This window comes from Kitasatospora sp. NBC_01560 (assembly GCF_045208415.1).
GTDB lineage: Bacteria > Actinomycetota > Actinomycetes > Streptomycetales > Streptomycetaceae > Kitasatospora.
Genome location: NZ_CP109364.1, coordinates 7,518,814 through 7,544,201, shown reverse-complemented (window position 1 = coordinate 7,544,201; position 25,388 = coordinate 7,518,814). Strand labels below are relative to the sequence as shown.

19 protein-coding genes and 1 pseudogene are annotated in these 25,388 nt (G+C 76.3%); 11 read left to right on the top strand and 9 right to left on the bottom strand.

Annotated features, from left to right (window positions below):
- Position 1: 1 nt before the first annotated feature.
- Genes OH807_RS32545 through OH807_RS32535 form a run of 3 tightly spaced genes read right to left on the bottom strand, consistent with a single transcriptional unit; the run spans position 2 to position 7,394 of the window.
- Positions 2-1,231, bottom strand: a complete 1,230-nt coding sequence (locus OH807_RS32545; RefSeq protein ID WP_406206253.1) for an AAA family ATPase — start codon at positions 1,229-1,231, stop codon at positions 2-4.
- Positions 1,228-6,537, bottom strand: a complete 5,310-nt coding sequence (locus OH807_RS32540; RefSeq protein WP_406206250.1) for a hypothetical protein — start codon at positions 6,535-6,537, stop codon at positions 1,228-1,230. Before OH807_RS32540 ends, OH807_RS32545 begins: the two co-directional genes overlap by 4 nt.
- Positions 6,534-7,394: a DUF4132 domain-containing protein gene (locus tag OH807_RS32535; RefSeq protein WP_406206248.1), complete on the bottom strand. Its 861-nt coding sequence runs from the start codon at positions 7,392-7,394 to the stop codon at positions 6,534-6,536. Before OH807_RS32535 ends, OH807_RS32540 begins: the two co-directional genes overlap by 4 nt.
- 128 nt (positions 7,395-7,522) lie before the next feature.
- On the opposite strand from OH807_RS32535, the gene OH807_RS32530 reads away from it, so the two are divergent.
- Entirely contained in the window at positions 7,523-8,353 is an 831-nt protein-coding gene (locus OH807_RS32530) for an inositol monophosphatase family protein (protein WP_406206245.1), read from the top strand.
- 92 nt (positions 8,354-8,445) lie between these two features.
- Here OH807_RS32530 and OH807_RS32525 read toward each other — a convergent pair whose 3' ends face one another.
- On the bottom strand, positions 8,446-9,564 hold the full coding sequence (locus OH807_RS32525) for a PQQ-dependent sugar dehydrogenase (protein WP_406206242.1): 1,119 nt from the start codon (positions 9,562-9,564) through the stop codon (positions 8,446-8,448).
- Positions 9,565-9,706: 142 nt separating this feature from the next.
- Positions 9,707-10,588 carry a hypothetical protein gene (locus OH807_RS32520; protein ID WP_406206239.1) on the bottom strand — a complete coding sequence of 294 codons (882 nt, stop codon included), beginning with the start codon at positions 10,586-10,588 and terminating at the stop codon, positions 9,707-9,709.
- 684 nt (positions 10,589-11,272) lie between these two features.
- On the opposite strand from OH807_RS32520, the gene OH807_RS32515 reads away from it, so the two are divergent.
- Positions 11,273-12,250: a GNAT family N-acetyltransferase gene (locus tag OH807_RS32515; protein WP_406206236.1), complete on the top strand. Its 978-nt coding sequence runs from the start codon at positions 11,273-11,275 to the stop codon at positions 12,248-12,250.
- A 49-nt stretch (positions 12,251-12,299) separates the two neighbouring features.
- Here the strand turns inward: OH807_RS32515 and dhbC are convergent, their stop codons facing one another.
- On the bottom strand, positions 12,300-13,502 hold the full coding sequence (dhbC, locus tag OH807_RS32510; RefSeq protein WP_406211309.1) for an isochorismate synthase DhbC: 1,203 nt from the start codon (positions 13,500-13,502) through the stop codon (positions 12,300-12,302).
- Between the two features lie 389 nt (positions 13,503-13,891).
- On the opposite strand from dhbC, the pseudogene OH807_RS32505 reads away from it, so the two are divergent.
- The 4 genes and pseudogenes from OH807_RS32505 to OH807_RS32490 all read left to right on the top strand — a co-directional run.
- Positions 13,892-15,121: pseudogene (locus OH807_RS32505) on the top strand (MFS transporter); the annotation flags it as partial.
- A gap of 4 nt (positions 15,122-15,125) precedes the next feature.
- A complete protein-coding gene (locus tag OH807_RS32500; protein ID WP_406206234.1) occupies positions 15,126-15,779 on the top strand; it encodes a TetR/AcrR family transcriptional regulator in 654 nt (217 codons plus the stop codon).
- A gap of 126 nt (positions 15,780-15,905) precedes the next feature.
- Positions 15,906-16,406, top strand: a complete 501-nt coding sequence (locus OH807_RS32495) for a siderophore-interacting protein (RefSeq protein ID WP_406206231.1) — start codon at positions 15,906-15,908, stop codon at positions 16,404-16,406.
- A gap of 160 nt (positions 16,407-16,566) precedes the next feature.
- Positions 16,567-17,163, top strand: coding sequence for a DUF4291 domain-containing protein (locus tag OH807_RS32490; RefSeq protein WP_406206228.1), 597 nt, complete (start codon positions 16,567-16,569; stop codon positions 17,161-17,163).
- Positions 17,164-17,215: 52 nt separating this feature from the next.
- Here the strand turns inward: OH807_RS32490 and OH807_RS32485 are convergent, their stop codons facing one another.
- Positions 17,216-18,352 (bottom strand): CapA family protein, encoded by a 1,137-nt coding sequence (locus tag OH807_RS32485; RefSeq protein ID WP_406206226.1) that lies wholly within the window; start codon positions 18,350-18,352, stop codon positions 17,216-17,218.
- 342 nt (positions 18,353-18,694) lie between these two features.
- Here OH807_RS32485 and OH807_RS32480 point away from each other — a divergent pair, with 342 nt between their 5' ends.
- From OH807_RS32480 to OH807_RS32465, 4 genes are all read left to right on the top strand, one after another.
- The gene (locus tag OH807_RS32480; protein WP_406206223.1) at positions 18,695-18,988 is read left to right on the top strand and encodes a dsRBD fold-containing protein; all 294 of its coding nucleotides are present in this window, start codon (positions 18,695-18,697) and stop codon (positions 18,986-18,988) included.
- 130 nt (positions 18,989-19,118) lie between these two features.
- Complete coding sequence (locus OH807_RS32475; RefSeq protein WP_406206220.1) at positions 19,119-20,381, top strand: M48 family metalloprotease; 1,263 nt, start codon at positions 19,119-19,121, stop codon at positions 20,379-20,381.
- 168 nt (positions 20,382-20,549) lie between these two features.
- Positions 20,550-20,972 carry a MarR family winged helix-turn-helix transcriptional regulator gene (locus tag OH807_RS32470; protein ID WP_406206217.1) on the top strand — a complete coding sequence of 141 codons (423 nt, stop codon included), beginning with the start codon at positions 20,550-20,552 and terminating at the stop codon, positions 20,970-20,972.
- 79 nt (positions 20,973-21,051) lie between these two features.
- A complete protein-coding gene (locus OH807_RS32465) occupies positions 21,052-22,263 on the top strand; it encodes a PP2C family protein-serine/threonine phosphatase (RefSeq protein WP_406206214.1) in 1,212 nt (403 codons plus the stop codon).
- An 84-nt stretch (positions 22,264-22,347) separates the two neighbouring features.
- Here the strand turns inward: OH807_RS32465 and OH807_RS32460 are convergent, their stop codons facing one another.
- Both OH807_RS32460 and OH807_RS32455 read right to left on the bottom strand, forming a co-directional pair.
- Positions 22,348-23,775 carry an ABC transporter substrate-binding protein gene (locus OH807_RS32460; RefSeq protein WP_406206212.1) on the bottom strand — a complete coding sequence of 476 codons (1,428 nt, stop codon included), beginning with the start codon at positions 23,773-23,775 and terminating at the stop codon, positions 22,348-22,350.
- Positions 23,766-24,443 (bottom strand): hypothetical protein, encoded by a 678-nt coding sequence (locus OH807_RS32455; protein ID WP_406206209.1) that lies wholly within the window; start codon positions 24,441-24,443, stop codon positions 23,766-23,768. The genes OH807_RS32460 and OH807_RS32455 overlap by 10 nt, the downstream gene beginning before the upstream one ends.
- A gap of 115 nt (positions 24,444-24,558) precedes the next feature.
- Here OH807_RS32455 and OH807_RS32450 point away from each other — a divergent pair, with 115 nt between their 5' ends.
- Positions 24,559-25,377 carry a hypothetical protein gene (locus OH807_RS32450; protein WP_406206207.1) on the top strand — a complete coding sequence of 273 codons (819 nt, stop codon included), beginning with the start codon at positions 24,559-24,561 and terminating at the stop codon, positions 25,375-25,377.
- Positions 25,378-25,388 lie beyond the last annotated feature (11 nt).

Genomic DNA, 25,388 nt, shown 5'->3' with positions numbered 1-25,388 from the left:
CTCAGGCCTCCAGCGCCGCGCGGAGGTCCCACAGGGTGCGCCAGGTGCCGGCGCCCTGCTCCGCCCGGCGGCGGACCGGGCCGTCCCAGTAGCCGAGCAGCCGCGCGGCGTCGGACGGGTCGTCCTTGCGGACGACACCGATCAGCTGGCCGGGCAGCCGGGCGAGCAGGTCCCCGCCGTCGGGCAGGTAGGCGGCCGAGACGCCGAGGGCGGTGGCCACCGAGACGGCCTCGGCGGTGCTCATCACGGTGGACGGCCGCTCGACGTCCCAGCCCTCGGTGGAACGACCGGTGCGGAGGTCCCGGAAGGCGGTGACGAGCGCCTCCAGCACCGCGTCGTCCACCGCGTACGGGGCACCGGCCCGGGCGACGGCGACGGTGGACTGACGGCGGACCAGCTCCACCTCGGCGGCGAGGCTGCCGATCGGGCCGACCGTCTCGAAGTTGAACCGCCGCTTGAGCGCGGCGGACATCTCGCTGACGCCCTTGTCCCGCAGGTTGGCAGTGGCGATCAGGGTGAACCCGGCGGCGGCGTGCAGCTGACCGTCCGGGCTGCCGGCCAACTCCGGTACGGCGATGCGCCGTTCGGAGAGCAGCGAGACCAGGGCGTCCTGCACCTCGGGCAGGCAGCGAGTGACCTCCTCGACCCGGGCGACGGCGCCCGCCGTCATCGCGGTGAGCACCGGCGAGGGCACCAGGGCCTCCCGGCTGGGGCCCTTGGCGAGCAGCAGGGCGTAGTTCCAGCCGTACTTGAGCTGGTCCTCGGTGGTGCCGGCGGTGCCCTGGACGGTCAGTGCGCTGGTGCCGCAGACCGCGGCGGCGAGCAGCTCGGAGAGCATCGACTTGGCAGTGCCGGGCTCGCCGACGAGCAGCAGGCCGCGCTCACCGGCGAGGGTGACGACGCAGCGCTCGACCAGCGCCCGCTCGCCGACGAACTTCTGCTCGATGACGAGGCTCTTCCGCCCCGCCTTGAGCTTCTCGCCGTCACTGCCCCGGACGAAGGTGACCACGGCACGCGGGGTGAGCCGCCAACCCGGCGGGCGGGGGCCGGTGTCGTACGCGGCCAGGAACTCCAGTTCGGCGGCGTACTTCTCCTCCGGCGGGACGATCTGGCGCACGGTGCGGTCCTCGGTGGTCGTGGCGGGGCCGGCCGCGGTCGCGGCGGCGGCGTCGGGGGCGGCAGTGACGGTACTTCCGGTGCCGGCGGTACTTCCGGTACTGCCGGTGCTCATGTGCGGGCCTTCCTGCGCTTGCCGGTCCGGAGCTCCTCGTAGCCGGGCACGTCCCCGTCGGTGACGCGCTGCCAGGCCCGGGCGAACAGCTCCGGGACGGACAGTGGCGGCAGGACGGCTCGGTGGGTGGGCAGGCTGTACAGCGCGGCCTTCCACGTCTCGACCGGCAGGCCGGGGGCCTTGGCCTCCTGCCAGCCGCCGGGCAGGAAGAGGGTGCGGCCGGCCCGGGCTCGCTTGGCCTCCAGCACCAGGCCGTCGGCCGCGGCGAGTTCGGCGCGGGCCTTCTTCAGCCGGGCGGGCTTCCAGCCCGTCCACCGGGCGACGTTGCGGTCGGTCGGATCGGGCAGGGCGAGCAGCTGGAGGTAGAGCGCGGCGGCGTCCTCGCCGAGGCCGTACGCCTTCGCGACGTCGGCGACGACACCCGGCACGCTGAGCACCGGGTGGTGCGGCCAGGAGACCTCGGGGTCCGCCGCGCCGGCGGCGGTCTGCCCGGTGACGGTCTGCCCGGCAGCGGTCTGCCCGCCAGCGGTCTGCCCGGCGGCGGGCGCGGGCAGGGCGATCAGCCGGTCCAGTTCGTCGCCGAGCACCGTCGCCAGGGCCGGCCACTCGCTGCTGAACCAGTAGTTGCCGGCCAGTCCGTCGAGCAGCGGCAGCAGCGGGTCCTCGGCGCCGGTGAGGCCGGCCGGGCGGAGCCAGGCCTGCTCCTGGCCGTCGCTGTTGGGAGCGAGGACGAGGGCCTCGCCGCAGCGGACCAGCCCGTCCGGGTCGGCGCCGCCCTCGGCCGGGAGCCCGAAGTGCGCGCGCAGCACCGGGGTCAGCAGCTTGCCCTTGGCGGTGTGGCTGAGCCCGAAGTCCAGCAGCAGCTCCGGGTCGGTGAGCCGGGCGCGCAACGCGGCGACGGCCGGCGGCAGCAGCGGGCGCAGCGGCCCCTCGTGCGGCAGGTGGTAGGCGAGCCAGCGCAGGGCCTCGACGGTCTGGCTGATCGCGCTGTTGTCGGGCAGGCCCGCCGGGTCGTCGGGGAGCAGCCGCAGCGCGCCGTCGTCCTTGCCGGGGGCGAGGGCGTGGCGGGTGGTGCGGTGGAGCCAGGTGGTGCGGGGGGCGTTGAGGACCTCCTCGATGCGCTCGACGCTCGCGCCGCTGACCGTCGCCTGGGCCGCCTCGGGGAGGGTGACGAGCTGTCCGAAGTGCTCCGTCCAGCGCCGGGCGCCGGCCACCGTGTCGGGGCCGTCCGTCCACAGCGCCGCCGGGTCGGCGGGCACCAGGGCGGCCCAGGCCTCGGCGAGGCCGGTGCGGTCGCGGCCGCGGAGCCAGTCCCGGGCGGCCCGGGCCTCGGCGGCCTTGAGGCCGTACTCCTTGAGCTGCTCGGCGGGCAGCGGGGTGCCGTACCACTGGACGAGGGCGGTGGTGGGGCTGAGCAGGAGGGTGGCGCGGGTGGTGCCGATGCCGGTGCGCGCGCCGAGGTCGGCGGCGGCCTCGGCCCGGTGGGTGAGGGCGCCGCGCTCGGTGAGCAGGCCGGCGAAGCTCCGCAGCCAGTCGGCGGAGCGGCTCTCCCGGACGACGCGCTCGGCCGAGCCGCCGAAGTGCGCGACCGGGCCGAAGGCGCCGCTCGGGTCGTGGTCGACGGCGAGCCAGTGGGCCCGGTCGTCCTCGTGGTGGCGGCAGCCGAGGATGACGACGGTGCGGTCGCCGTGCCGCCAGACCTGGCCGGCCCGCGCCTCGTGCTTGCGGCCGTCGGTGGCAGAGCCGGTGTTGGTGGTGGCAGCGGTGGCGAAGAGCGGCTCGGTCAGCAGGATCTCGCGCACCGTGGCGCCGCGGTCGACGAACGAGGAGTCGGCCAGCTCGGTGAAGAGCACGGCGATCGACGCCCGCACCTCCGCGGAGGTGAGCGGCGCGGCCGCGCCGTAGGCGGCCGTGCCGAGCCGGCCGAGCAGGTGCAGCCAGCCGTGGTGCTCCTCCTCGCCGTGCAGGGCGATCCGCAGCGGGGCCGTCCAGCCGTCGCCGGTGGCTTCGGGCGGTGCGGCGACGACGGCGGAGACCGCACGGAGGTTGTTGAGGACCCGCCAGTTGGTGGACCGGTCCCAGCTGCGGCCGAAGCCCTGGACGCCGGGCAGCAGGAGCGTGACGGCCTCGTGGAGCTCGGCGTCGGTGCCGTGCCGGGGCCGGTGCTCGGCCGGCCGGCCGGCCGAGCCGGCCTCGGCCCGGGCCTCGGCCTCGGGCTGCGGGAGGAAGCGGGCGATCCGGTCGAGCAGGTCGACGGCGGCCCGGGCGTGCCCGGCGACGCCGGCGCGCAGCAGCGGGTGGCCGATGCCCGGCAGGGCCTCGCCGACGGCGGCGACGGGCACCCGGTGGCGGGCCTTCTTGCCGTTGGCGAGCAGCCGGCGGGTGCCCTGGACGGTGAGCCAGCGCTGCTCGTCGGCGGCGACCGGCTCGGTGTCCACCGGCCAGGCGGCGTCGATCAGCCGGGCGGCCTGCTCGTCGGTGAGGGCGCGCAGGAGGTGCGAGCCCTCCTCGTCGCGCGGCCGCAGCGCGTGCCAGTGGGTGAGCGGCGGGACGAGCGCGGTACCGGCGGCGTCCAGCCCGCCGGGGCGGCAGACGCGCAGGCCGACGGTGTCCTCGCCGACCACGGTGGCACCGGCCGGGGCGGCGGCAGGGGTGGCGTCGGGCAGGGCGAGGGTGAGGGCGCCGTGGTCCTCGACGACCAGGGGGTGGCCGCCGCCGGGCAGGGTGAGCCGGCCCGCGGGGAACCTCCGGTGGAAGGTGCCGGTGCCGTTCAGGACGAAGGTGGAGCCGTCGGCGGTCCCGGTGGTGACGCGGACTCCGTCGACCCGGACCCAGCTGCCGAGCGCCGCACCGTCGGTGCCGAGCGGGCTGGCCTCCAGCCCGGGCTGCATCGGCAGCAGCCTGGCCCGGTCGGCGTTCAGCCGGCCGGCCGCCGCGGTGGCCGCGATCCGGGGCGGCTCGGCGGCGCGGCCGAGGGTGCCGGTGGTCGGGTCCAGCTCGGTCAGGACGGCGCCGTTGTGGCCGTGCCGGACGGTCCAGTGGCCGGTGCCGTCGCCGAGCACCGGGTGCTCGGGGGGCATCCGGGTGTCGCCGGCGTGCAGCGGGCGCTCGCCGGTGCTGCGCCCGCCGCCGGACAGCGGGAGCGACGGGTCGCCGGGCGCGTCGTCGCCGCCGTAGTAGCGGACGACGGTCTCGCCGCCGAGCTCGAAGGTCTCGGCGGGGCGGCCGGACCAGTAGGCGTGCTGCTTGCCCTCCCGGTACCAGGCGACGAGCAGTTCGCCGTCGACGTAGCGGAGCCTGGGCCGCTGCCACCGCTCCAGCGGGTCGGGGATGCGCAGGGTGTGCTCCAGCAGGATGCCCTGCGGGCCGACCACCAGGGCCTCCGTGCCGCGGGCCAGGATCAGGTGCGGCCAGGCCTCCTCCAGGTGCAGGCCCTCGGGGAGGTTCCGGCCGGCCGGGCCGCCCGGGGCCTCGTCGCGCTCCACGCCGAGCCGGCCGAGCGCCTCCTCCAGGGCGGGCCAGCCGAGTTCGTCGAGGATGCCGTTGCGCAGCGTCCGGGCGAGCAGGCCGGCCACGTCCAGGCCGGCGATCCGCTCGGCGGCGGCCGGGTTCTCGGCGCGGACGGCCGTCCGGGCGGAGCGCAGCGACTGGACCAGGGCGGCGGCGGTCGCCAGGCCGCGGGCGGCGCAGAGCTCGTCGGCGCGTTCGTCGGACCACTCGACGAAGAGCTCGCGCAGTACCGGCAGGGCGGGCACCTGCTTGGTCTCGGCGGCGTCCCAGGCACCGGCGACGGCGGCGCGCAGCACGGGGCGGAAGCGCGGGTCGGCGGCGAGCGCGGCGAGCGTGCGGCTGCCGGGGCCGCAGTCACGCACCCAGCCCTTGAGGTCGAGGGAGAGGCCGGCGGCCGGGTCGGCGACGGGGACGCCCTCGGCGAGCAGCAGGTCGAGCACCTCGATCCGGGTGGTGCTGTCGCGGCGGCCGGTGAAGAGGTCGACCGGGACGCCGTCGGCGCGCAGCCGCCCGGCCATCCGGGTGACGAGGGCGATCGTCTCGGCACTGATCCCGTGGTTGCGCCAGCCGCGGCCGAGGTGGCCGGTCCAGCGCTGGAGCCAGGCCGCGGCCGGCTCGGCGCCGCCGGACGCGGACTCGCCGGACGCGGGCTCCCCGGGTACGGGCTCCCCGGCTTCGGTGGCGCCGGTGAGCAGTTGCTCGGCGCCGCTCTCCGCGAGGACGGCGAGCCAGGCCGCGTCCTGGGCGTTCTGGTCACCACTGCCGGCCGGGTCGGGCAGCAGCTCCAGCAGCCGGGCGCGGACGGCGGCGTCACGGCGGCCGAGTTCGACCACCGCGCCGTGCCAGGACTTCCAGAACGCGCCGGGCGCCCGGTCGACGGCGGGCGAGGCGAGCAGTTCGGCGAGCAGTGCCGCCTCGTGCTCGGCGCGGTCCAGCCCGGCGGCCCTGATCAGCGCGCGGGCGTCCTCGGCGACGCCCGCGTAGGGCGCCATGCCGGCCGCCGAACGCTCGGTGCAGAGCTGGCGGAAGCGCTGCCAGGCGGTCAGCGGGTCGAGCCGGCCGCTCAGCTCCTTGACGTACTGGCGCAGCGACTTGACGGTGAGGGCGCCGGCGAGCGCGAACTCCAGGAAGACGGCCCGCAGCCGCTCCTCGTCCACCGTCAGGCTGTGGGTGCGCTCGGCCTCGCGGGCCTTGCCGAAGTAGCCGGCGGCGTAGGTCTGGTTGCCCTGGGCGAGGAAGATCCGGCCGACCTCCTCGCAGAAGGTGGGCAGGAAGTGCGGCACGGCGCGGCCGAGGCGCACGGCGAGCTCGTCGAAGCCGTCCTTGGCGTTCCCGGGCTTGGACTTGGCCTGCCGGGCGAGCCGCTCCATCTCCTTGACCAGGGCCAGCGCGTGGTGCCCGTTGGCCGGGTCGTGGACCAGCGCCCAGGCGGGGAAGCCGAGCGCCTCCTGGCGGACCTGGCCGACCTCGGCCGGCTCCGCGGCGGGCTTCAGGCCGAGGAACTCGACCGCGAGGTCCTCGGCGGGGCCGAGCGCGCCCGGCACCAGGCGGACGATGCGGCGCCCGTCGAGCACCGGGTGGGCGTAGCTGCGGGCGGTGAGCACGTCGGCGGGGCTGTCGGGCTGCCCGGCGCCGGGCAGGGTGCCGGCCGGGAGCACCGCTCCGGCGTCGAGCAGGCGCTCGCTCAGCCCGGTGTCCACGGTGCGGCCCGCGCCGGTGGCGGTGCCTGCGGGTGCTTCCTCCGTCGCGGCGGCCCCGGTGCGTGCGGCGGTCGGCAGGCCGGTGGTGGTGGTCATGCGGATTCCTCCCCTTCGATCGTGCGGCCGGCGTGCAGCGCGGCGGCCATCCGCATGCCCTCGGACCAGGCCACCGGCCCGACCTCGGTGAGCGGCAGCACCTTGCCGTCCGGGCCCGTCCAGCTGAGCGCGCCCGTCTCGCAGGCGTCGTACTCGTAGTAGTCGCCCACCCAGACCCGGGCTTCCAGTGCCGCCCCGCCCTCGACCACGGGCAGCACGGCGTGGCCGCCGCGCACCCGGTAGCCGAGCCGGGTGCAGCGGCCGAGCAGTTCGCGCAGCTCCCGGTAGCGGCCGCCCGCGTAGCGGGTGGTCTCGGTGCCGGCCGCGTCCGCGGCGGCCGGGCGCTGCCAGACCTCCCGGTACAGCTGCTGCACCTGCTGGGCGACGCCGAGTTCGAGCGCGAACTCGCGCAGCTCGTCCAAGTCCTCCAGGAGGACGGGGTGCGGTATCAGGATCTCGCCGTCCGTCAGGCGGACGGTGTCGCCGTCGAGGTCGACCAGGCCGAGCCCGCGCTCGGCGTCGGCGCCGCGCAGGAACCCGGTGACCTCACCGTCCGCGCCGGTCACCACCAAGTCCCGCAGGACGTCCTGCCAGGCCTCGTCGGCCCAGACGGCGGTGACCACGGCGGCCGGCACCGGCAGCGAGCGGACCATCCACCGCTCGACGTCGTCGAGGCAGCTCCGCCGGTGCGCGGCCAGCCACTCCGTGAGCTGCCGGAGCCCGGTGACCACCGGATCGTCGTTCAGCTTCGACGGGACGGCCTTCAACGGGCGGCCCGCCGCATTGCGGCAGACCACCTTGCCCTCCGCGTCGAGCGCGACTTGGTAGCCGCCCACTCCTGCTTCCACCCACGCCACGGCCGCTCTCCTCCCAGCTGCTGATCACTGCTGGGAGGAACGTAACGGGACACTCTGACAACGCGTCCGCCGGGTCGTCCCCGCGCTGCGCCGGGCCGGGCCGGCCGGGCGCATGGTCTGATGGGCGGATGATCGACGAGCGCTTTCTCACCGAATGTCCGGCCCGGGTCGAGGAGGTGGTCCGGCAGGCGGCGGCCGCCGAGATCATGCCGCGGTTCCGCCACCTCTCCGCCGACGAGATCAGCTCGAAGACCGGCCCGCACGATCTGGTGACCGTCGCCGACCGGCGCGCCGAGGAGTACCTGACCGAGGCCCTGACCGGGATGCTCCCGGGCTCGGTCGTGGTCGGCGAGGAGGCCGTGCACGCGGACCCGGCCCGGTACGCGGCGCTGGAGGGCGACCGGCCGGTGTGGATCGTCGACCCCGTCGACGGCACCCGGCCGTTCGTGCGCGGCGAGACGGGCTTCTGCACGCTGGTCGCCCTGGCCGACCGGGGCGAGGTGCTGGCCTCCTGGACGTACGCACCGGCCCTCGACCTGTTCGCCACCGCGGTACGGGGCGCCGGCGCCTGGCTCAACGGCGTTGCTCTGCAAGCCGGTTCACCCGAACCGGGGGCGGTGATCGAGATCGCCGCCTCGCGCCCGGACCGCACCGCGCCCGAGCAGCGGCGGGCCCTGCTGAGGCTGCGGTCCGAGGGCGTGACCACCCGGCCGTGCGCCGGCTCCGCCGGGCTGGAGTACCTGGCCGTCGCCCGCGGCAGGCTCGACGCGACGGCCTTCTGCTGGGAGAACGCCTGGGACCACGCGGCCGGCCTGCTGCTCGTCACGGAGGCGGGCGGCGCCCAGACCACGCTCGCCGGCACGCCCTTCCGCCTCGCGGGCGGCAACGCGCTGCCGTTCTCGGCCGCCCGGGACGCCGCCACGGCGGAGCTGGTCCGGGGCCTGCTGACCGGCAGGTGACGGCGAGCCCGGCGGTCGGCAGGGCGGGGTGACGGGGCAGCCGGGCTGCCCCGGCCATCCGGGCCGCCGGGCTGCCGGGCTGCCGGGCCGCGCTACGACACGGCGACGCGCAGGATCCGGTCGTCGCCGGGCTTGGGCTCGCCGCGGCCGTCGGTGTTGTCGGTCATCAGCAGCAGAGTGCCGTCCCGGTCGGCGACGACGGTGCGCAGCCGGCCGTAGGCGTCGGTGAAGAACTCCTGCGGGGCCCCGGCGGGGTGGTCGCCGTCGAGCGGGACGCGCCAGAGCCGGGTGCCGCGCAGCGCGGCCACCCAGATGCCGCCGTCGGCGTAGGCGATGCCGCTCGGGGAGGCCTCGGAGGTGCGCCACTGGACCACCGGGTCGATGTACCCGGTGCGGCCGCCGACTCCCTCGACGACCGGCCAGCCGTAGTTGCCGCCGGCCCGGATCAGGTTCAGCTCGTCCCAGTTGTCCTGGCCGAACTCCGAGGCCCAGAGCCGGCCTTGGGGATCCCAGGCGAGCCCCTGCACGTTGCGGTGCCCGTAGGTGTAGACCGGCGAGCCCGGGAACGGGTTGCCGGGGGCGGGGGTGCCGTCCGGGGCGAGGCGCAGGATTTTGCCCGCGAGCGAGGCCTTGTCCTGGGCGAGCGCGCTGTTGCTGCTGTCGCCGGTGCCGGCGTAGAGCAGGCCGTCCGGGCCGAAGGCGATCCGCCCGCCGTTGTGCCGCGGCCCGTGCGGGATGCCCGTCAACAGAACTTCCACGGAGCCGAGTTGCTGGGTGGCCGGCTGCGCCGGGTCGTACGGGAGGCGGGCGATGCGGTTGTCCCCGGCGGTGCTGAAGTACGTGTAGACCAGGTGGTCGGTGGCGTAGTCGGGCGACAGCGCGATGCCGAGCAGGCCGCCCTCACCGCCGGGGACCACGCCGGGGACGGTGCCGGCCACCGTCCTCGTCCCGTCCTTCGCCGCGATGCGCAGGATCTGCGCGGTGTCCCGCTCGGAGACCAGCAGGTCGCCGTCGGGCAGGACGAGCAGACCCCAGGGCGACGCCAGGCCGTCGGCCACCGTGGCCCGGACGGTCACGGCCGGGGTGGCGGCGGCGGAGCCGAACGTGAGGACGTTCGAGGGCTCCCCCGTGGCGTCGGAGACGTCGGAGGAGCAGCCCAGCGCCGACCCGAGCAACAGGGCGAGCAGCACGGCGGCGGATCGGCGGAGCACCGGTGGGCCTCCCGGAAGGACGGGTGCGGATGCGGCGCCACCCAGCAGACCACACCGGCCTGCCGGCCTTCGGCGAACCCGCCACCCGCCACGCCGGTCGGGCCGTCCCCGGCCCGACCGACGAGGCCGCTCGTGCGGACCGTCAGGAGCCGGCCGGCTCCGGGCGGACCGGTTCGTCCGCACCCGTGAGGCGGGCCACCCAGCAGTCGGGGTCGGCCAGTTCGCGGGCGGCGGGGGCCAGCTCCGGATCGGCCCGCAGCCGGGCCGGCAGGTCGGTCACGCCACTCTCGACCGCCTTCCGCACGCAGTCCTCGCCGCGGTCGTAGAGCGCCGGCCCCCGGCTCGGGCCCCACAGCCGGCGCACGAGCCGCCCGGCCTTCCGCTCCTCGACGAAGTCCGCCGCGAGCAGCTCCCTGGCGGTGAACCGCGCGTGGCCCTCCAGGACGGCACTCAGATCCGGGCGCTCCCCCGCGGCGGCACGGGACGCCAGGTGCGTCAGGTGCGCGACCCGCAGGTCGAGGACCAGGGACGGCCCCCAGAGCCGGAACTGCGCCTGGTGGACGAGCTGGTGGGCGAGGACCGATCTGACGGCGTCCCGGCTCGCGGCCCCGGCGCTGCGGCGCAGCAGCGCCGGGGCGAGCAGGATCGTGCAGCCGCCGTCGGCCCCCGGTTGGGCCCGGCTGGACGGCAGGCAGCCGAACGTCCGGTTCGCAGCGGAATACGCACCGGAATGCGCACTGTCCGCCAGACGCAGAGCCGCCTTCACCCGCCGCCGGTGCACCGGGTCCGGGATCGCGTGGAGCAGGTCACCTGCGAGCAGTGCCGCGGCGACCCGCCGCTCGTGCGCCTCGTGCGCCAGCGCGTAGGCGTCCGGATTGAGCAGCCGGACGTGGCACTCCGGGCCGAGCCCGAGGCCGGTACGCCGCTCCACCCGCCCGGCCAGCTCCGCCACCGCCGCCCGCACCTCGTCGGCGACTTCGCCCCCGCCCCGCCCGGCCTCGTCCGTGACGACGACCTCGACCACGCCTCCCCCTTCCGACCACCGGCCGCCGGGCGCCCTCGCGACCGGCCGGCACGGCTGCGGCGAGCACTCTAGATCACCGGACGGCCGCGGGAGCACCCGAGCCCCGCACCGTCAGGAGTCCCGGCGGGTGGCACGGGGGGAGGCCCCGGCAGGCTCCCCGGCGGGCGTCCCGCCATCCGGACGGATCATGGAATTGGTTTAGGCCAATTCACCGACCCTTCACACGACCCCGGACCCCGGCACCTCCGGCCACGGTGGCCGCCCGGCCCCGGCCGGCAGCGGGCCGTTCGTCCACGCCGCTCCGGCCGCGACGCAACCTGCCTGGTCGCCGCGCGGACCGGATCGCACCCCAACGGGCCCGGGGGCGGCGGATCCGACCCGTCTGCGCCACGGCGCTGCCATAGCCTGGCGGCCGCCGTCCCGGCGGAGACGCTGACCGGCTTCGCCCTCGACGGGATCTCCGCGGCGGCGGTCGGCCCGGGCGGGCACACGCTGTTCGTCACCGGCACCCGCGGCGACGCCTCCTACCTGCGGATCGTCCGCTTCTGACCCCTCGACCGGGACCGGCCGGGCCGTCCGGACGGCCCGGCCGGTCCCGAGCCGCGGCGCGTCCGGACCGCGGCAGTTCCGAAAGGTGCGGGGTTGCCGCGCCGAGCCGCCCCCCGATCAGTACCATGTCACATTGTGACGCATCGTCCTTTTCAGCCCTCCGACGACTACCCGCCCCTCGCCCGGCTGCTCTCCGCCACCGGGCCGAGGCCGGTCAGCGCCGCCGAGCTCCGCGCGCAGGACGCCCAACTCCCCTCCTCCGGAAGCCTCTTCAGCACCCCGGACGGACCGCTCACCGGCTACGGGCGGATCCGGCTCGTGTCGCCCGGGCCGGCCGGGGAGCTCCAGGCCTTCGCCACCGCCTGGCGCGCACCCTGGACGCCGCCCGGCGACGTCGCCTCGCTCGTCGTCGGCTCGGCGGGCGTCACGCCCGAACAGCTCCTGCCCCTCACCGACGCACTGGAGCAGTGGGCCCGCGGCGCGGGCGCGGACCGCCTCCTCGGCGAACTGCCCGACGACCGGCCCGAATTCCTCCGGCTCCTGGCCGACCGCGGCCACCGGGTCGACGCCCACGTCCGCGCCGCGACCGCCCGGCTGGGCGCACTCCCCCCGGCCGCCCCGCCGCCCGGCATCCGCTTCGGCACGCTCGCGGCCACCTCGGCCCCGAGGCCGGCCCTCCAGCTCTACCAGCTCTACCGCGAGACCCTCGGCGACAACCCCGGATTCGCCGACGCACCCCCCGACTTCGACCGCTGGTACGCCGAGGTGGTGGCCGGTGCGGGATGCCGCCCCGACTGGGTGTTCACGGCCGAGTTCGCCGGCCGGATCGTCGGCGTCACCGCCGCCCGCACCACCGACGACCCGCGCACCTGCCACGTCGACTACACCGGCGTCCTGCGCCAGTGGCGCACCCGCGGTCTCGCCCGCTCCCTCAAGCTGCACGCCGCCCACCGCCTCGCCGCGTACGGCGTACGGACCGCACACACCGAGGTCGAGGCCACCAACTTCCCGATGATCGCCGTCAATTCCACCCTCGGCTACACCTGGGGCCCCGGCCACTTCCGCACCGTCAAGCTGCTCCGCCCGACCCCCGCCAAAGCCGGCCGGGGCTGACCGGGCAGCCCCGGCCGAGCCACCGCCACAAGGCCTGGGCCGCCGCGGCTCAGCGGGGGACGCCGGCGGCGTCCAGGAAGGTGCGGAACTTGGCGCTGGTCTCGGCCAGTTCGGCCTCGGGGCGGGAGGCGGCCACCACGCCGGCGCCCGCGTAGACGCGCAGGGTCCGCTCGTCCGCCTCGGCGCAGCGCAGGGTGACCACCCATTCGCCGTCGCCGGCGGCGTCGCCCCAGCCGACCATGCCCGCGTAGAGGCCGCGGTCGAAGGGCTCGATCTCGCCGATCGCCTGCCGGGCCAGCGGGGTCGGGGTACCGCAGACGGCCGGGGTCGGGTGCAGGGCGGTGGCCAGCTCCAGCGCGGAGACGGCCGGGTCCGCCAGGTCGGCGGTGATGGTGGTCGCCAGGTGCCACATCGCGGCAGTGCGGACCAGGGTCGGCCGCTCCGGCACGTCCAGCGTCCGGCAGTAGGGCGCCAGGGCGGCCCGGATCGCGTCCACCACGACGGCGTGCTCGTGGAGGTCCTTGGGCGACTCCAGCAGCCCGGCCGCCCGGCGGACGTCCTCGGCGAGGTCGGCGCTGCGCGGCACCGACCCGGCCAGCGGGTTGGCCAGCACGGCCGTGCCGCGGCGGGAGAGCAGCAGTTCGGGGCTGGCGCCGATCAGCGTCCGGCCGCCGCCGGCCGGGACGGCGAAGGTGTAGCCGCCCGGGTCCCGGCGGGCCAGCCGCTGGAGGATGGCGGGCAGGTCGAGCGGGCGGCCGGCGGTCAGCTCCAGCGTGCGGGCGAGCACCACCTTGCTCAACTCGCCGGCCCGGAGCCGCCGGACGGCCTCCGCGACGCCGGCCCCGTACGCCTCGGGCTCGGGCACCGGGCGGACCTGCCACTCGACCAGGTCCGCGACCGGGGCGGGCAGCGCGACCAGCGGGTCGTCCCGCAGGGCGCCGCAGCGGCGGACCCGGGCCGGGACGGCCAGTTCGGCGCGGCTGTCGTGGTCGAACGCCACGGCACCGACCACCAGCGGGCGTTCGACGCCGTCCCGGCGGGCCCGGTCCAGCGTCTCGGCGACCCGCAGCGGCAGCGGCCGGGCGTCCTGCGGCACCCGGGCGTGCACGCCGTCAACGAGCAGGGTGCGGGTCGGCGAGGCGAAGAACGCCTCGTCGGGCGCGGCCCGGTACTGGCCCAGCAGCCCGCTGGCCGCGCCGATGACGGTGTGGTCCGTCCCGGTGGGGGCGTGATGCACCGTGGTCACCTGGATTCTCCAGTCTGCGAGTGGCCGCCGGGCGCTGCTCGTGCCGCCGGCCGGCGGGTGGGGTGGTTCGGGGGCCGTGCGCCCGGGCGGGCCGTCGGCCGGGGTCGCCGGGCGGTGTGCGGACCGGCGGACCGGCGGGGCGGTCGGACGAAGGCAGGCGGGCGGGGCGGGCGGGCGCGGTCAGGCCGGCGAGGTGGCGCCGGACAGTTCGGACTGCAGCACAGGATTTCCCCTCCGACCAGCAACATTAGGCAAGGCTAACCTAACATAACTGTTCGGGCGCGCCGAGGGGTCGCGGGCAGGTCGTCGCAACCGCCGACCGGCCCCCGCCGCACCGTCAACTCACGTTCCACCAGGCGCGGAGCGGCAGGCGGGCCGCCGTCGCCGTCGCCTTCTGGGTCACCATGGCCGGCACCACCGCCCCGACCCCGCTCTACCCCCTCTACCAACAGGCCTTCGGCTTCTCGCCGTTCACGGTCACGGTGATCTTCGCCGTCTACGCCCTCGGCGTCGTCGCCGGCCTGCTCACGCTCGGCCGGCTCTCCGACGCCTTCGGGCGCCGGCCGGTGATCGCCGCCGCGCTGGTGCTCGCCGCGGCCGCCGCCGGTCTCTTCGAAGCCGCCGACTCCCTGGCGTGGCTTCTCGCCGCCCGGGTGCTCTCCGGCCTCGCCGCCGCCCTGATCACCGGCGCCGCCACCGCCGCCCTGCTCGACCACGCCCCGCCCGAGCGGCGGCCGCGCGCCCAGACCCTCGCGCTCGCCGCCAACATGGGCGGCCTGGCCGGCGGCACCCTGCTCTCCGGCGTCCTCGCCGAATGGGCCGGCTCACCGCTGCGCCTGCCCTGGGCGGTGATGCTCGGTCTCACCGCCGCCGCCCTGCTGGCCCTGCCCGCCGCCCCGAAGACGGTCACCCGGCGCGTGCGCGAGCCCGGCGCCTTCCGCCTGCGGTTCCAGCCGCTGCGCGTCCCGGCCGGCATCCGGCCCGCCTTCCTGCACGCCGCGCTCGCGGGCGGATCCGGCTTCGCCGTGCTCGGCGTGCTGACCTCGGTCAGCGGACTCTTCCTGGGCAGCGTGCTCGGCCTCCACCACCACGCGCTGACCGGCCTGGTGGTCTGCCTCGCCTTCACCACCACCGCCCTCGGCCAGCTGCTCGCCCGCCTCCGGCCGACACCGCGCGCCCTGCCGATCGCCTGCACCGGCCTGGTGCTGGCGGCCGCCCTGATCGCCACCGCCCTGCTCACCGCGACGCTGCCGCCGCTGCTGCTCGGCGCCTGCGTCAACGGCCTCGCCACCGGCGCCGCCGTCGGTACCGGCCTCGGCACCGTCAACGCCGGCGCCGCTCCGGAGCGGCGCGGCGAAGCCGTCTCCACCTTCTTCGCCGTCCTGTACACGATGCTCTCGGTGCCGGTGGTCGGTGTCGGGGTGCTCATCCGGGCCACCGATCTGCGCACGGCGGGCGTCACGTTCAGCGCGCTGGTCGCCGCCCTGGCCGTCGTGGTGGCCGTCGGCGTCACCCGGCGGACCCGGCCCGCGGTCACCCCGGTCGCACCAGCACCGGCCGCACCGGCACCGGCGGGGCAGCCGGCGGGTGTGCAAGCGGCCGGATCCCGCGCAGAGGAGGCGTGAGAGGATGGCCCCGACCAGCGCCCCCGGCCGCTCCCCGCACCGGCCCGCCCGTGAGGACGTCAGCACCATCGCCGCCCAGCCCCGCACCGCCACCGGCAGCAGCAGCGTGAGCAGCAGCAGCCGCCGGAGCGAGGCCGCGCGCCTGGCCGTCCTCAACGCGGCCGACGACCTCCTGGTGGAGCACGGCTTCGAGGGCCTCACCATCGAGGGGATCGCCGCGGCGGCGGGCGTCGCCAAGCAGACGATCTACCGCTGGTGGAAGTCCAAGGTCGACATCCTCTTCGACAACCTGGTCCTCGACGCCGGCACCGCCCTCGCCTGGCCCGCCGATCCCTCCGGCCCGGCCGACCTGCGCGCCTACGTCCACCGCTTCGCCGCCTTCCTCGGCACCGAGCCGGCCGGCCGCGTCCTGCAGGCCCTCCTCGGCCACGCCCAACTCGACGCCCGCACAGCGGAGTTGCTGCACACCGGCTTCCTGGACGGGCTGCGCGACCGGGACGTGGCGCAGACCAGGGCCGCCCTCGGCGGCAGCGAGGACGAAGCCGCGGTGCTCCTGGACGCCCTGCTCGCCCCGCTCTACCACCGCGCGCTCGTCCTGCGCCGCCCGCTCGACCCCGCGTTCGTCGACGCACTGCTCGACCAGCACCTCGCGCACTGATCCCACTCGAACCCGCTCGATCCCGCTCGGCCCCGCTCGCGCGCCGATCCCCTCGCGCGTGGATCCCCCGCACCGACTCCCCTTCCCCCGGCCCGTGTTCACCCCGGGCCTGTTCAGGAGCTCACCATGTTCCGACGCCCCCGACCGACCCACGACGTCGAGGTCACCGCGGTCGCCCCGCTGACCTCCGCACTCGCCCGGATCACCCTCAGCGGCCCCACCTTGGCCGACCTCGGCTGCGAACACCCCACCCAGTGGGTCAAGTTGGCCATCCCCGAGGGCCCCTCCCGGGCCTACACCATCCGCCACCACCGCCCCGCCGAACGCGAGGTCGACATCGACATGGTGCTCCACGGCAGCGGCCCGCTCGCCCGCTGGGCGTCCGTCGCCCGCCCCGGTGACCGGGCCCGCCTCGGCGGGCCGCGCGGACGCCGCCCCGACGTCGACGGCGCCGCCCACGTCCTGCTCGCCGCCGACGTCCCGCCCGCGACGGTCGTCTGGCTCGCCGGCGAGTCCACCGCCGTCGCCACCGTCCGCCGACACCTCCTCACCGACCCGGCCCTCCCCCGCGAGCACGTCCACGCCAAGGGCTACTGGAAGCACGGCGAGGCCGACCACAAGGGCTGAACTCCGGGCGCAGCCGGGGCCGCACGCCGCCGAGCGGGCCCGGCGCCCCGGACACTCCGGACGACCCAGAAACTCCGGACGGCCCGGCGCCCCCGGCGGCGGCCCTGCACTCCGGTAAAACCGGTGGTCACACGGCGGCCGCCGGCCGCATCCTCGGTGCGTGACAGTCGAACCGAAGCACCGCATCCGGGCGCGCCACACGGCGGGCACGATCACCGTCTACCAGGCGTACCCGCCGCACATCGGCCTGCCCGCGGCGCGGGAGGGGCGGTTCCCGGCGGCGTGGAAGCGCGACCGGATGACGTGGATCAAGCCGTCGTTCCTCTGGATGATGTACCGCTGCGGCTGGGCCTCGAAGGAGGGTCAGGAGACCGTCCTCGCCGTCGAGATCTCACGCGAGGGCTTCGACTGGGCGCTGCGGCACGCCCGCCTGTCCGGCTACGAGCCCGGCCTGCACGCCGACCGGGCCGCGTGGAAGCGGCAGGTGAAGCAGGCGCCGGCCCGGGCGCAGTGGGATCCCGAGCGGGATCTGCAGCTGCAACCGCTGCCGCACCGCTCGCTGCAGCTGGGCCTCACGGGCGAGGCCGCCCGCCGGTACGCCGACGAGTGGACGGTCACCGTCACGGACGTGACGCCGTTGGTCCGGGAGGTCCGGGCGCTGCTCCTCGACGGAAATCCGGCGGGGGCCGGCCGGCTGCTCCCCGCGGAGGCCCCTTATCCGGCGGGGGACGCGCTCCTCGCCCACCTGCGCCCCTGACCGCCGCCGGCCGCCCCGACAGAGGGTGGGCGCGGGCGCGGCCCGGAGAGGCTCAGCGGGCGGGACCGGGGGCGGCGGCGAGGCCGGTGCAACCGCGCAGGCCGTCGCGGCGCTTGAGGGCGGCCTCGGCGGCGGCGCCGCTCTGCGGGACGGGGACGCCCCGGTCGTCGACCGTGGCGGGGGCGAACTCCTCGTCGGTGACCTTCCCGTCCTTGGAGAGGGTCAGCGTGGTGACGCCGGTCTCGTTGGAGAACGCGTAGTTGGAGGTGCCGTACCAGAGGAAGTTGCCGAAGCCGTAGCCGATGTAGGTGTTGCCGAGCATGCCCGAGCCGAGCATGGTGTGGGCGTGCGTGCCGACCACCGCGGTGGCGCCTGCGGTCGCGAGCTTCTTGGCGATGGCGGTCTGCGGGCCGGTCGGGCAGGCCTTGCCCTCGTCCCCCCAGTGCAGGTAGACGAGCACGACGGGCGCCTCCCGCTTGGCCGCCTCCACCGCCTTGACCAGGGCGGTGGCGTCGAGCGCCGAGGCGATGCCCGGCTTGGTGGCACCGGCTCGCCACTTCTGGTTGGTGAGGTCCTCCACCTGGCTGGCCGCGACCACCGCGACCTTCACACCGCGCACCGTGGTGACGTACGGGGCGTACGCCTCCTTGGCGTTGCGGCCGACGCCGACGACCGGGATCGGCGAGGAGTCCTTGGCCGCGAGGGTGTCGGTGAGGCCGTCGGCGCCGAAGTCGACGGCGTGGTTGTTGGCCATCGAGACGACGTCGATGCCGGAGTCCTTCAGCGCGGTGAGCGCCTTCGGCGAGGTGCGGAAGGTGTACGTCTTCGGCTCGGGGGCGCCGCGGTCGGTGATCGCGGTCTCCAGGTTGAGCACGGCGAGGTCCGCGTCGGAGAGGGGCTTGGACATCGGGCCGAGGGCCTGCTCGGGGGCCTTGACCGCGAGGCGGGCCTCCGTCCGGCCCTCGAAGTGCACGTCGCCGGCGAAGGCGACCGTGATGCTGCCGTCGGGGCGGGGGGCGGCGGGGCTGCCGGAGGCCGGGGCCGTCGGCGTGCCGCTCGCCGGACCGGCGGCGTCGGCCGCGGGCGCTTCCGCGGCCTTCTTGGGCGCCGGCTTCGGGTCGTCCGGTCCGCAGGCGGCCACGGGTATCAGCCCGAGCAGCAGTGCGACGGCGGCCGCGACACGGCGCATGTGTGATCCCCCCGGGGTCGGTCCAGAAGCGGTCAGCCTACGCCACTCCCCCGCGCGTCCTCCGCCCCGCCTCCACACCCCGTTCGACCCACCGGCCGACCCACCGGCCGGCCCGGACCACCCGGCCCACCTGCCCGGACCGCCCCCGAGGCCTCCGGACAGGACGCCGCCCGAGCCCCGACCGCCCGCCCGAGCCGCACCCGTCCGACCGCCCGAGCTGGACCGGCCGGCCCAACCGCCCGGCGGGATCCGGCCGTCCCGTCCCTGGCGCACCCGCGGCCCGGACGCGCAGCGTGGATGGTGCAGCAGGCGCCCGACGGCCGAACGACGAGGTGGTGGGTCATGAACGACACCGGCGGCAGCACCAGGGACGACACCGCAGCAGCGGCCGTCCGCACCAAGGAGTGGCAGTTGACCCTGCACGTGGCCGAGGACCGGGACACCACCCGCGTGCACGCCGTCCTCGACGCCGACGGCACCGTACTGCGCAGTGATGCGCTGGCCCGCCGCAACCCGCGCGACGATCCGGCACCGGCGGTCGGTGACGAGTTCGCGGTCGGCCGGGCCCTGGTCGGCCTGGGCCGTCAGCTGCTCCGCGCCGGCACCCGCTCCGCGACGGGCCTTACCGAGCAGTGAGACGGGCCGCACGGAGCAGTGACATGCTGGGCGCACGCCGGAGCGCCGGCTGCGAAGCACCGACGGCGGCCGTGGAAGCAGAGAACAGCGGACAGCGGACAGCGGACAGACAACGGATGACGGACAACAAATGACAGATTCTGTCAGCCCAACTCCGGGCGCCCCGGCAGCCAACACCGCCCCGGGCGACGCCGAGCACGACTTCACGCCCGCCGAGCGCGCCCGCGGCCGCGCCCTGCGCCGCGCGCAGCTGCCCTGGGCACTCGGCGGGCGGGTGACCGGCCTGACGCTGACGCTCGTCCTGGGGCTGACGCCGGCCGGGGCCGGCCTGGTCTCGGCGGTGGGTGGCTGGTTCGGCGGCTCCTGGGCGGCCGAGGTGCTGGGCGGGGCGGCCGCACTCGTCCTGCTCGGGCAGGCGGCGCAGCTGCCGTTCGGCGCGGGCGTCCGTGCGGTGCGGGTCCGGTACGGGCTGGTCACCCAGCGCTGGGGCGGCTGGGCGGTGGACACGCTGCGTGGGCTGGCGCTGGCGCTGGCCCTGGTACTGCCGGTCGTGCTCGGCCTGTTCGCGCTCACCGGCCGCTTGCCGGAGTACTGGTGGATCCCGGCGGCGGGCGCGGCGGCGCTGCTCACGGCGGCGCTCTCGTTCCTCTTCCCCCTGGTGGTCGAGCCGGTGTTCAACCGCTTCACCCCGATGGCGCAGGGCGAGCTGCGGACCGCGCTGCTCGGGCTCGCGGAGCGGGACGGCATCCGGGTGCGGGACGTCCTGGTCGCGGACGCCTCCCGGCGGACGACGGCGCTGAACGCGTACGTCTCGGGGCTGGGCGCGACCCGCCGGATCGTCGCGTACGACACGCTGCTGTCGGCGGCCGAGCCGCGCGAGGTGGAGTTGGTGGTGGCGCACGAGCTGGGCCACGTCAAGCACCGGGACGTGCTGACCGGGACGGTGCTGGGTGCGGTGGGGGCGGCCGTGGTGGTGGCCCTGATCGGCCTGCTGACCGGCTGGGGGCCACTGTTGTCGGCGGCCGGTGCGGCGGACGCGGCCGACCCGCGGGCACTGCCGCTGATGGCCGCCTGTGCGGCACTGCTGGGCGCGTTGTCGGGCCCGGTGCAGTGCGCGACGAGCCGCCGGATCGAGGCCCGGGCGGACCGGCACGCCCTCGAACTCACTTCGGATGCCGAGCAGTTCATCGCGATGCAGCGCAGACTGGCACTGACCAACGTGTCCGATGTCGACCCGCCCCGGGTGCTTGAGCTACTGTTCGCCACTCACCCGAGCGCGACCCGTCGGATCGCGGCCGCCCGCGCCTGGGCGGCCTCGGAACGCCGCGCGGGCGGCGCAGCGAGCGACGCCACGGAAAGCAGTGCGGAACGCGGCGCGGACCGGATCGGCTGAACGCTGCGGCATCGCAGGACGGCGGGTCCGCCGCCCGGTCGGCCTGCCGCCGGACCGGGCCGGTCAGGTCAGGTCAGGTCAGGTCAGGTCAGGTCAGGTCAGGTCAGGTCAGGTCAGGGAAAAATCGTTGTATAGTGCAACAAATATCCCCGAGGAGGTAGGCCCGCCGTGCCCGGCCGCGAGACGTCGATCGACACCATCCAGCGCGAGCTGACCGCCTTCGCCCGGCGTGCGCGCCACAAGGCCAGCCAGCTGCACCCTGACCTCTCCCTGGTCACCTACAGCATCCTCGACCTGATCAACGAACGCGGCGGCTGCCGGGCCGCCGACGTGGCCATGCACTTCATGCTGGACAAGTCGACCGTCAGCCGCCAGGTCACCGCGCTGGAGAAGCTCGACCTGCTGCGGCGCGAGACCGACCCGGACGACCAGCGCGGCCAGATCCTGCGCGCCACCGAGGCCGGCCTCACCCTGCTGCGCGAAGCCAACGAGCAGCGCCGGGCCTCCTTCTCCGTCCGCTTCACCGACTGGTCGGACGAGGACGTGGCCCGCTTCGCCGGCTACCTGACCCGCTACGGCGCCCAGGACTGACCTGCCCGCCACTGCCCGGGACGGCCGCGGCGACGCCGCCGAAGTGCGGCGGGCCTCCCGGACGGTGTACAGAGGAGAGGTGCCACTTCGGCAGCGTCCCGGTGACCGCCGCCGGTCGTGGCGGCCCGGCCGCCACGCGCTGACGGCGCTGCCGCTCGCGCTGATCCTTGCGATCACCGTCGTCGACGTCCTCTCCCCGCCCGAGATCCACCTGGGCCCGCTGCTGATCGTGGCCCCCGCCATCACCGCCTCCTTCGCCGGAGCCCGGGCCACCGCCCTCGTCGCCCTGCTCGCGCTCGCCGGGCTGACCGTCATCGGCCTGCTGCGCGACGGCCTCACCACCCCCAACCACGAGACGCAGCTCGGCGCACAGGTGGCCGTCTCGGTGCTGATCATCGGCCTCCGGGTGCTGCGCGACCGGCACGAACGGGAGCTGGCCCAGGTGCGCTCCGTCTCCGAGGCGGCGCAGCGGGTCCTGCTGCGCCCGCTGCCCGACCGGATCGGGCCGCTCCACCTCGCCTCCGTCTACCTGGCCGCCGAGGCCGAGGCGCAGGTCGGCGGGGACCTCTACGCGGCGGCCCGCACCGCCACCGGCACCCGGCTGCTGGTCGGTGACGTCCGCGGCAAGGGGCTCCCCTCGCTCGGCGACGCGGCCCTGCTGCTGGGCGCGTTCCGGGCCGCCGCCCACCTGCACGCCGACCTGCGGGACCTCGCCCGCTTCCTGGACGGCAGCGTCTCCTGGGGCCTGGCCCAGCCCGGGGAGCAGCGCGGCCTGCCCGGGCCCGCGCCGGCCCCGCCCCCGCCCGGCGCGGAGCACGACGCCGGGGCCGGGACCGGGGCCGGTACGGGAACCGGAACCGAGGCCGGGACCGACGACAGCGGCGAGTCGTTCATCACCGCCGTCATCCTGGACATCCCGGACGACGGCTCGACGCTGCGCCTCATCGACTGCGGCCACCCCCCGCCGCTGCTGCTGCACGCGGGCTCCACCACCGCGCTCGGCGCCCGCCACCCGGCTCCCCCGCTCGGGCTCGGCGAGCTGGCCCCGGGCCCGTACGAGGTGGAGGAGTTCCCGTTCCTGCCCGGGGACCGCCTGCTGATCTACACCGACGGCGTGATCGAGGCCCGGGACGCCCACCGGGCCTTCTACCCGCTCACCGACCGGGTCGCCGCCTGGCGGTCCGACCGCCCCGCGGCGCTGCTGGACCACCTCCGTCGCGACCTGCTCGCCCACGTCGGCGGCCGGCTCGACGACGACGCGGCCGTCGTGGTGGTCGAGCGCCTCGCCTGACGCCCGGGGCACCGGCGCCCGGCGGCCCGGCCCGCACCCTCAGGCCCACGCGGCCAGGCCCGGGCGGCCCTCAGACCCACGCGCTCAGGGCCGGTACGGCAGCTGCGGCACCTCGAAGCAGGTGTCGGTCATCGACGCCACCTGGGCCACCCAGCCGCCGTTGCCACCCTCGGCCGCGTCCTGCCAGCGGGCGGCGTTCAGGCAGGCCCTGATGGGCCCGGACGGCTGCGGCTGCGGCACGAAGGAGGCCGGCAGCAGCAGGCCGTGCGCGTCGTAGGGCTCGGCGCGGTTCATGAACCGCTCGACGCAGGCCCGGGTGAGGTCGGCGCCGCAGGAGCCGACCGCGTCGGCCAGCCACTGCGCGCCCGCCCAGCCCTCCAGCTCCCAGGCGGAGCGCAGGGGCGCGCGGTCGGGGTAGTACCGGGCCATCGCGGCGCGGAACTCCTGCACCGCCGGGTACTGCACCTCCCCGTAGCCGAGGCTGGACGAGGTCACCCAGAGCACGTTGCGGCAGACGGGTGAGGACCGGTAGTCGGTGCGGACGGTCTCGGACCAGTTCTGGACGTTGGTCACCTTCGCCGCGACCTGCACCCCGGCCTCGTCCAGCGCCCGGCACAGGGCCGCGTTGCCCCGGGTGTCCATGGCGTCGAACAGCAGCTGGGAGCCGTCGGCCCGGACGGCCGCCGCCACCGCCTGGAAGTTCGGCAGCGCGAAATCGACCGTCTGCACCAGCACGCGGTAGCCCTCCGCCTCCAGGCCCGCCTTCAGCTGGGCGGCGTACCGGGCCGAATCGGCCTGGTTGTAGGCCACCACGGCGGCGCTGCCCGCACCGAGCCGCTCCTTGAAGAACCGGTACACCTCGGTGCTCCGGTAGAGCGTGCCGTTCCAGCCGACGGCGTTCCCGTCGCGCGGGGCACTGCTGCCGTAGATGCCGTAGAGGTGCGGCCAGCGGTCGTACGCCGTGCCGATCGGCTGGCCGCCGATGTCCGGCACGCCCTTCCCGCTGACGTACGGGGCGCCCGCGTAGTCCAGCACGCTGCCGGAGACGAAGGCGAAGACGTGCGCCTCGTCGATCAGCCGATGCACGCAGTCCTGGTTGCCGATGCCGCTGCCGCCGTCGTCGCAGGTGACCAGCTCGACGGTGCGCCCGTGCAGGCCGCCGCGGTCGTTCAGTGCCTGGACGAAGGCCTGCGCGCCGAACCGCGGGCCGCTGAACACCTCGCTGCCGACCGGGCTGGTCAGCGAGGTGACGATGCCGATCCGGATGCCGGTCGCGGTGACGCCGGTGTCGGACGCCGGGTTGCCGCCCGGGCTCCCGCTCGCGCCGGCGGCCGAGCCCGTGGACCCGGCGCCCGGCGTCGGGCGCTGCTCGAACGCGCTCGCCGGCAGCCGGGTGCCGCAGGCGCTGGTGACGGCCAGGACGGCGAGCAGCAGGACGGCCGCCGGCCGGGTGCGCCGCCGACGGGGGGATCCGCCGGCGGCGCGGTGGGGCTGCGGGGCCGTCAGCTGCATCCGGGGATCGGGGTGCCGCTCGCGCCGCCGGCCTGGGTGAGCAGGCCGCAGAGGGTGGAGCGGGAGACCTTCCAGGTGCCGTTCTCCAGCACGGCCCGCCCGGAGGCGCTCGGCTCGACCACGGTGCCCTGGAGGGAGAGCTCGTAGGTGACGGTCGCGTCGGTCGCCGAGGTGAACGTCACGTCCGTCACCTTGGCCTTCACCTGACCGACCCGCGGGTCCTGGGAGAAGCCCTGGAGGGCCGGGAGCAGCACGGCACCGCCCTGGAGCAGGGTGGCCTTCTCCGGGATCGGGGTGGTCGGGTCGAAGAACTTCTCCCAGTTCGCGGTGACTTCGTTCTTCGCCGTCGCCGGATCGGCCGGCGCGGTGCCACTGGCGCTCGCGCCCGCCGAGGCCGAACCCGAGGCCGACGACAGCGCCGACGAGGCCGCGGCCGAGGCCGAGGCGAGCGCCGACGCGAGCGACGACACGGCGGCGGAGGCCGAGCCCGTGGCCGAGGAGCCGGACGAACTGCTGCTGCACGCGGCGGCGGCCGTGCCCACCAGCAGCAGCGCGAGCAGTGCGCTCACCGACCTCACGGCCCGGCCGCCGCCCCGGCGGGTGCGGCGCGTCTCGCGGGTCTCGCGGGTCTCGCGTGGGCTGCGGGGGCCGCTCTGCCTCACGTGCATGGGTCTTCCTCCCGACTGCGGCGAGCGGCGTCCGCGCGACCCGCTCTGCCGATCTCCGGATGCTGTTCCAGGCCGGTCCTGGAAATGTCGCAAGTGACACCATCAAGGCGGATCCATGGACGAATCGCAATCCGGGGGAGAAAGCGGGCCCGGCACTGCGCGGCCGACCGGCCGGCCGCGCGGTGCCGGGCTGCGGCTCCGGACGGCGCGGGCCCTGCGGACGGCCCGGAACGGCCGGGAGGTGCGCGACCGGGCCGGCTGGATCGTCGCGGCCGCCGGGGCCGTTCTGTGCGTACTCGGCTGGTACGGGGTGTCCGGCGAGGCGTTCGTCGAGCAGCAGATCCCCTACCTCGCCTCGGCCACCGTCCCGGGCGCGGCCCTGGTCGTCGCGGGCATCGTCCTGATCGCCCTGCGCCCGCCCGGCCACCCGCCCGGGCCTCCTGGGCTCCCCGGCCCACCGGCCCCGCCCGAGGGCGGCGACCTGACGAGCCGGCGGATCGAGCAGCTCTACGCACTGCTGGTCGAGCCCGCGGACGCCGGGGCCGAGCACGCGGGCACCGCGGACGCCGGGGCCGCGGAGGCGGGCACCGGACCGGCGGGCACCGAGAGGTTGGCCGTGCCGGAGGGCACCCTGTACCACCGGCCGGGCTGCCCGCTGGTGGCCGGCAAGCCCGCGGCCCGGCCGGTGGACGCCGCCGCCGTCCGGACGCGGGCGCTGACCCCCTGCCGGCTCTGCGCCCCCACCCCACCCGAGGGACCACCGGCCCACCCCGACCCCGCGGCCCCGCCACCCCCCGTACCGCCCGCCGCACCCGCACCCGCACCCGCACCCGCACCCGCACCCGCGGACCCTGCTGCACCGGAAAACCCCGCTGCACCGGAAAACCCCGCCGGCCCCACCCGTCCGGGCGACGCCGCCCCGCCGACCGGCTGAGGCGGTGCTCC

Coding starts and splice junctions, on each gene's coding strand:
- OH807_RS32545 (WP_406206253.1), bottom strand. CDS start 1,231: ATGAGCACCGGCAGTACCGGAAGTACCGCCGGCACCGGAAGTACCGTC.
- OH807_RS32540 (WP_406206250.1), bottom strand. CDS start 6,537: ATGACCACCACCACCGGCCTGCCGACCGCCGCACGCACCGGGGCCGCC.
- OH807_RS32530 (WP_406206245.1), top strand. CDS start 7,523: ATGATCGACGAGCGCTTTCTCACCGAATGTCCGGCCCGGGTCGAGGAG.
- OH807_RS32500 (WP_406206234.1), top strand. CDS start 15,126: ATGGCCCCGACCAGCGCCCCCGGCCGCTCCCCGCACCGGCCCGCCCGT.
- OH807_RS32495 (WP_406206231.1), top strand. CDS start 15,906: ATGTTCCGACGCCCCCGACCGACCCACGACGTCGAGGTCACCGCGGTC.
- OH807_RS32485 (WP_406206226.1), bottom strand. CDS start 18,352: ATGCGCCGTGTCGCGGCCGCCGTCGCACTGCTGCTCGGGCTGATACCC.
- OH807_RS32480 (WP_406206223.1), top strand. CDS start 18,695: ATGAACGACACCGGCGGCAGCACCAGGGACGACACCGCAGCAGCGGCC.
- OH807_RS32475 (WP_406206220.1), top strand. CDS start 19,119: ATGACAGATTCTGTCAGCCCAACTCCGGGCGCCCCGGCAGCCAACACC.
- OH807_RS32460 (WP_406206212.1), bottom strand. CDS start 23,775: ATGCAGCTGACGGCCCCGCAGCCCCACCGCGCCGCCGGCGGATCCCCC.
- OH807_RS32455 (WP_406206209.1), bottom strand. CDS start 24,443: ATGCACGTGAGGCAGAGCGGCCCCCGCAGCCCACGCGAGACCCGCGAG.
- OH807_RS32450 (WP_406206207.1), top strand. CDS start 24,559: ATGGACGAATCGCAATCCGGGGGAGAAAGCGGGCCCGGCACTGCGCGG.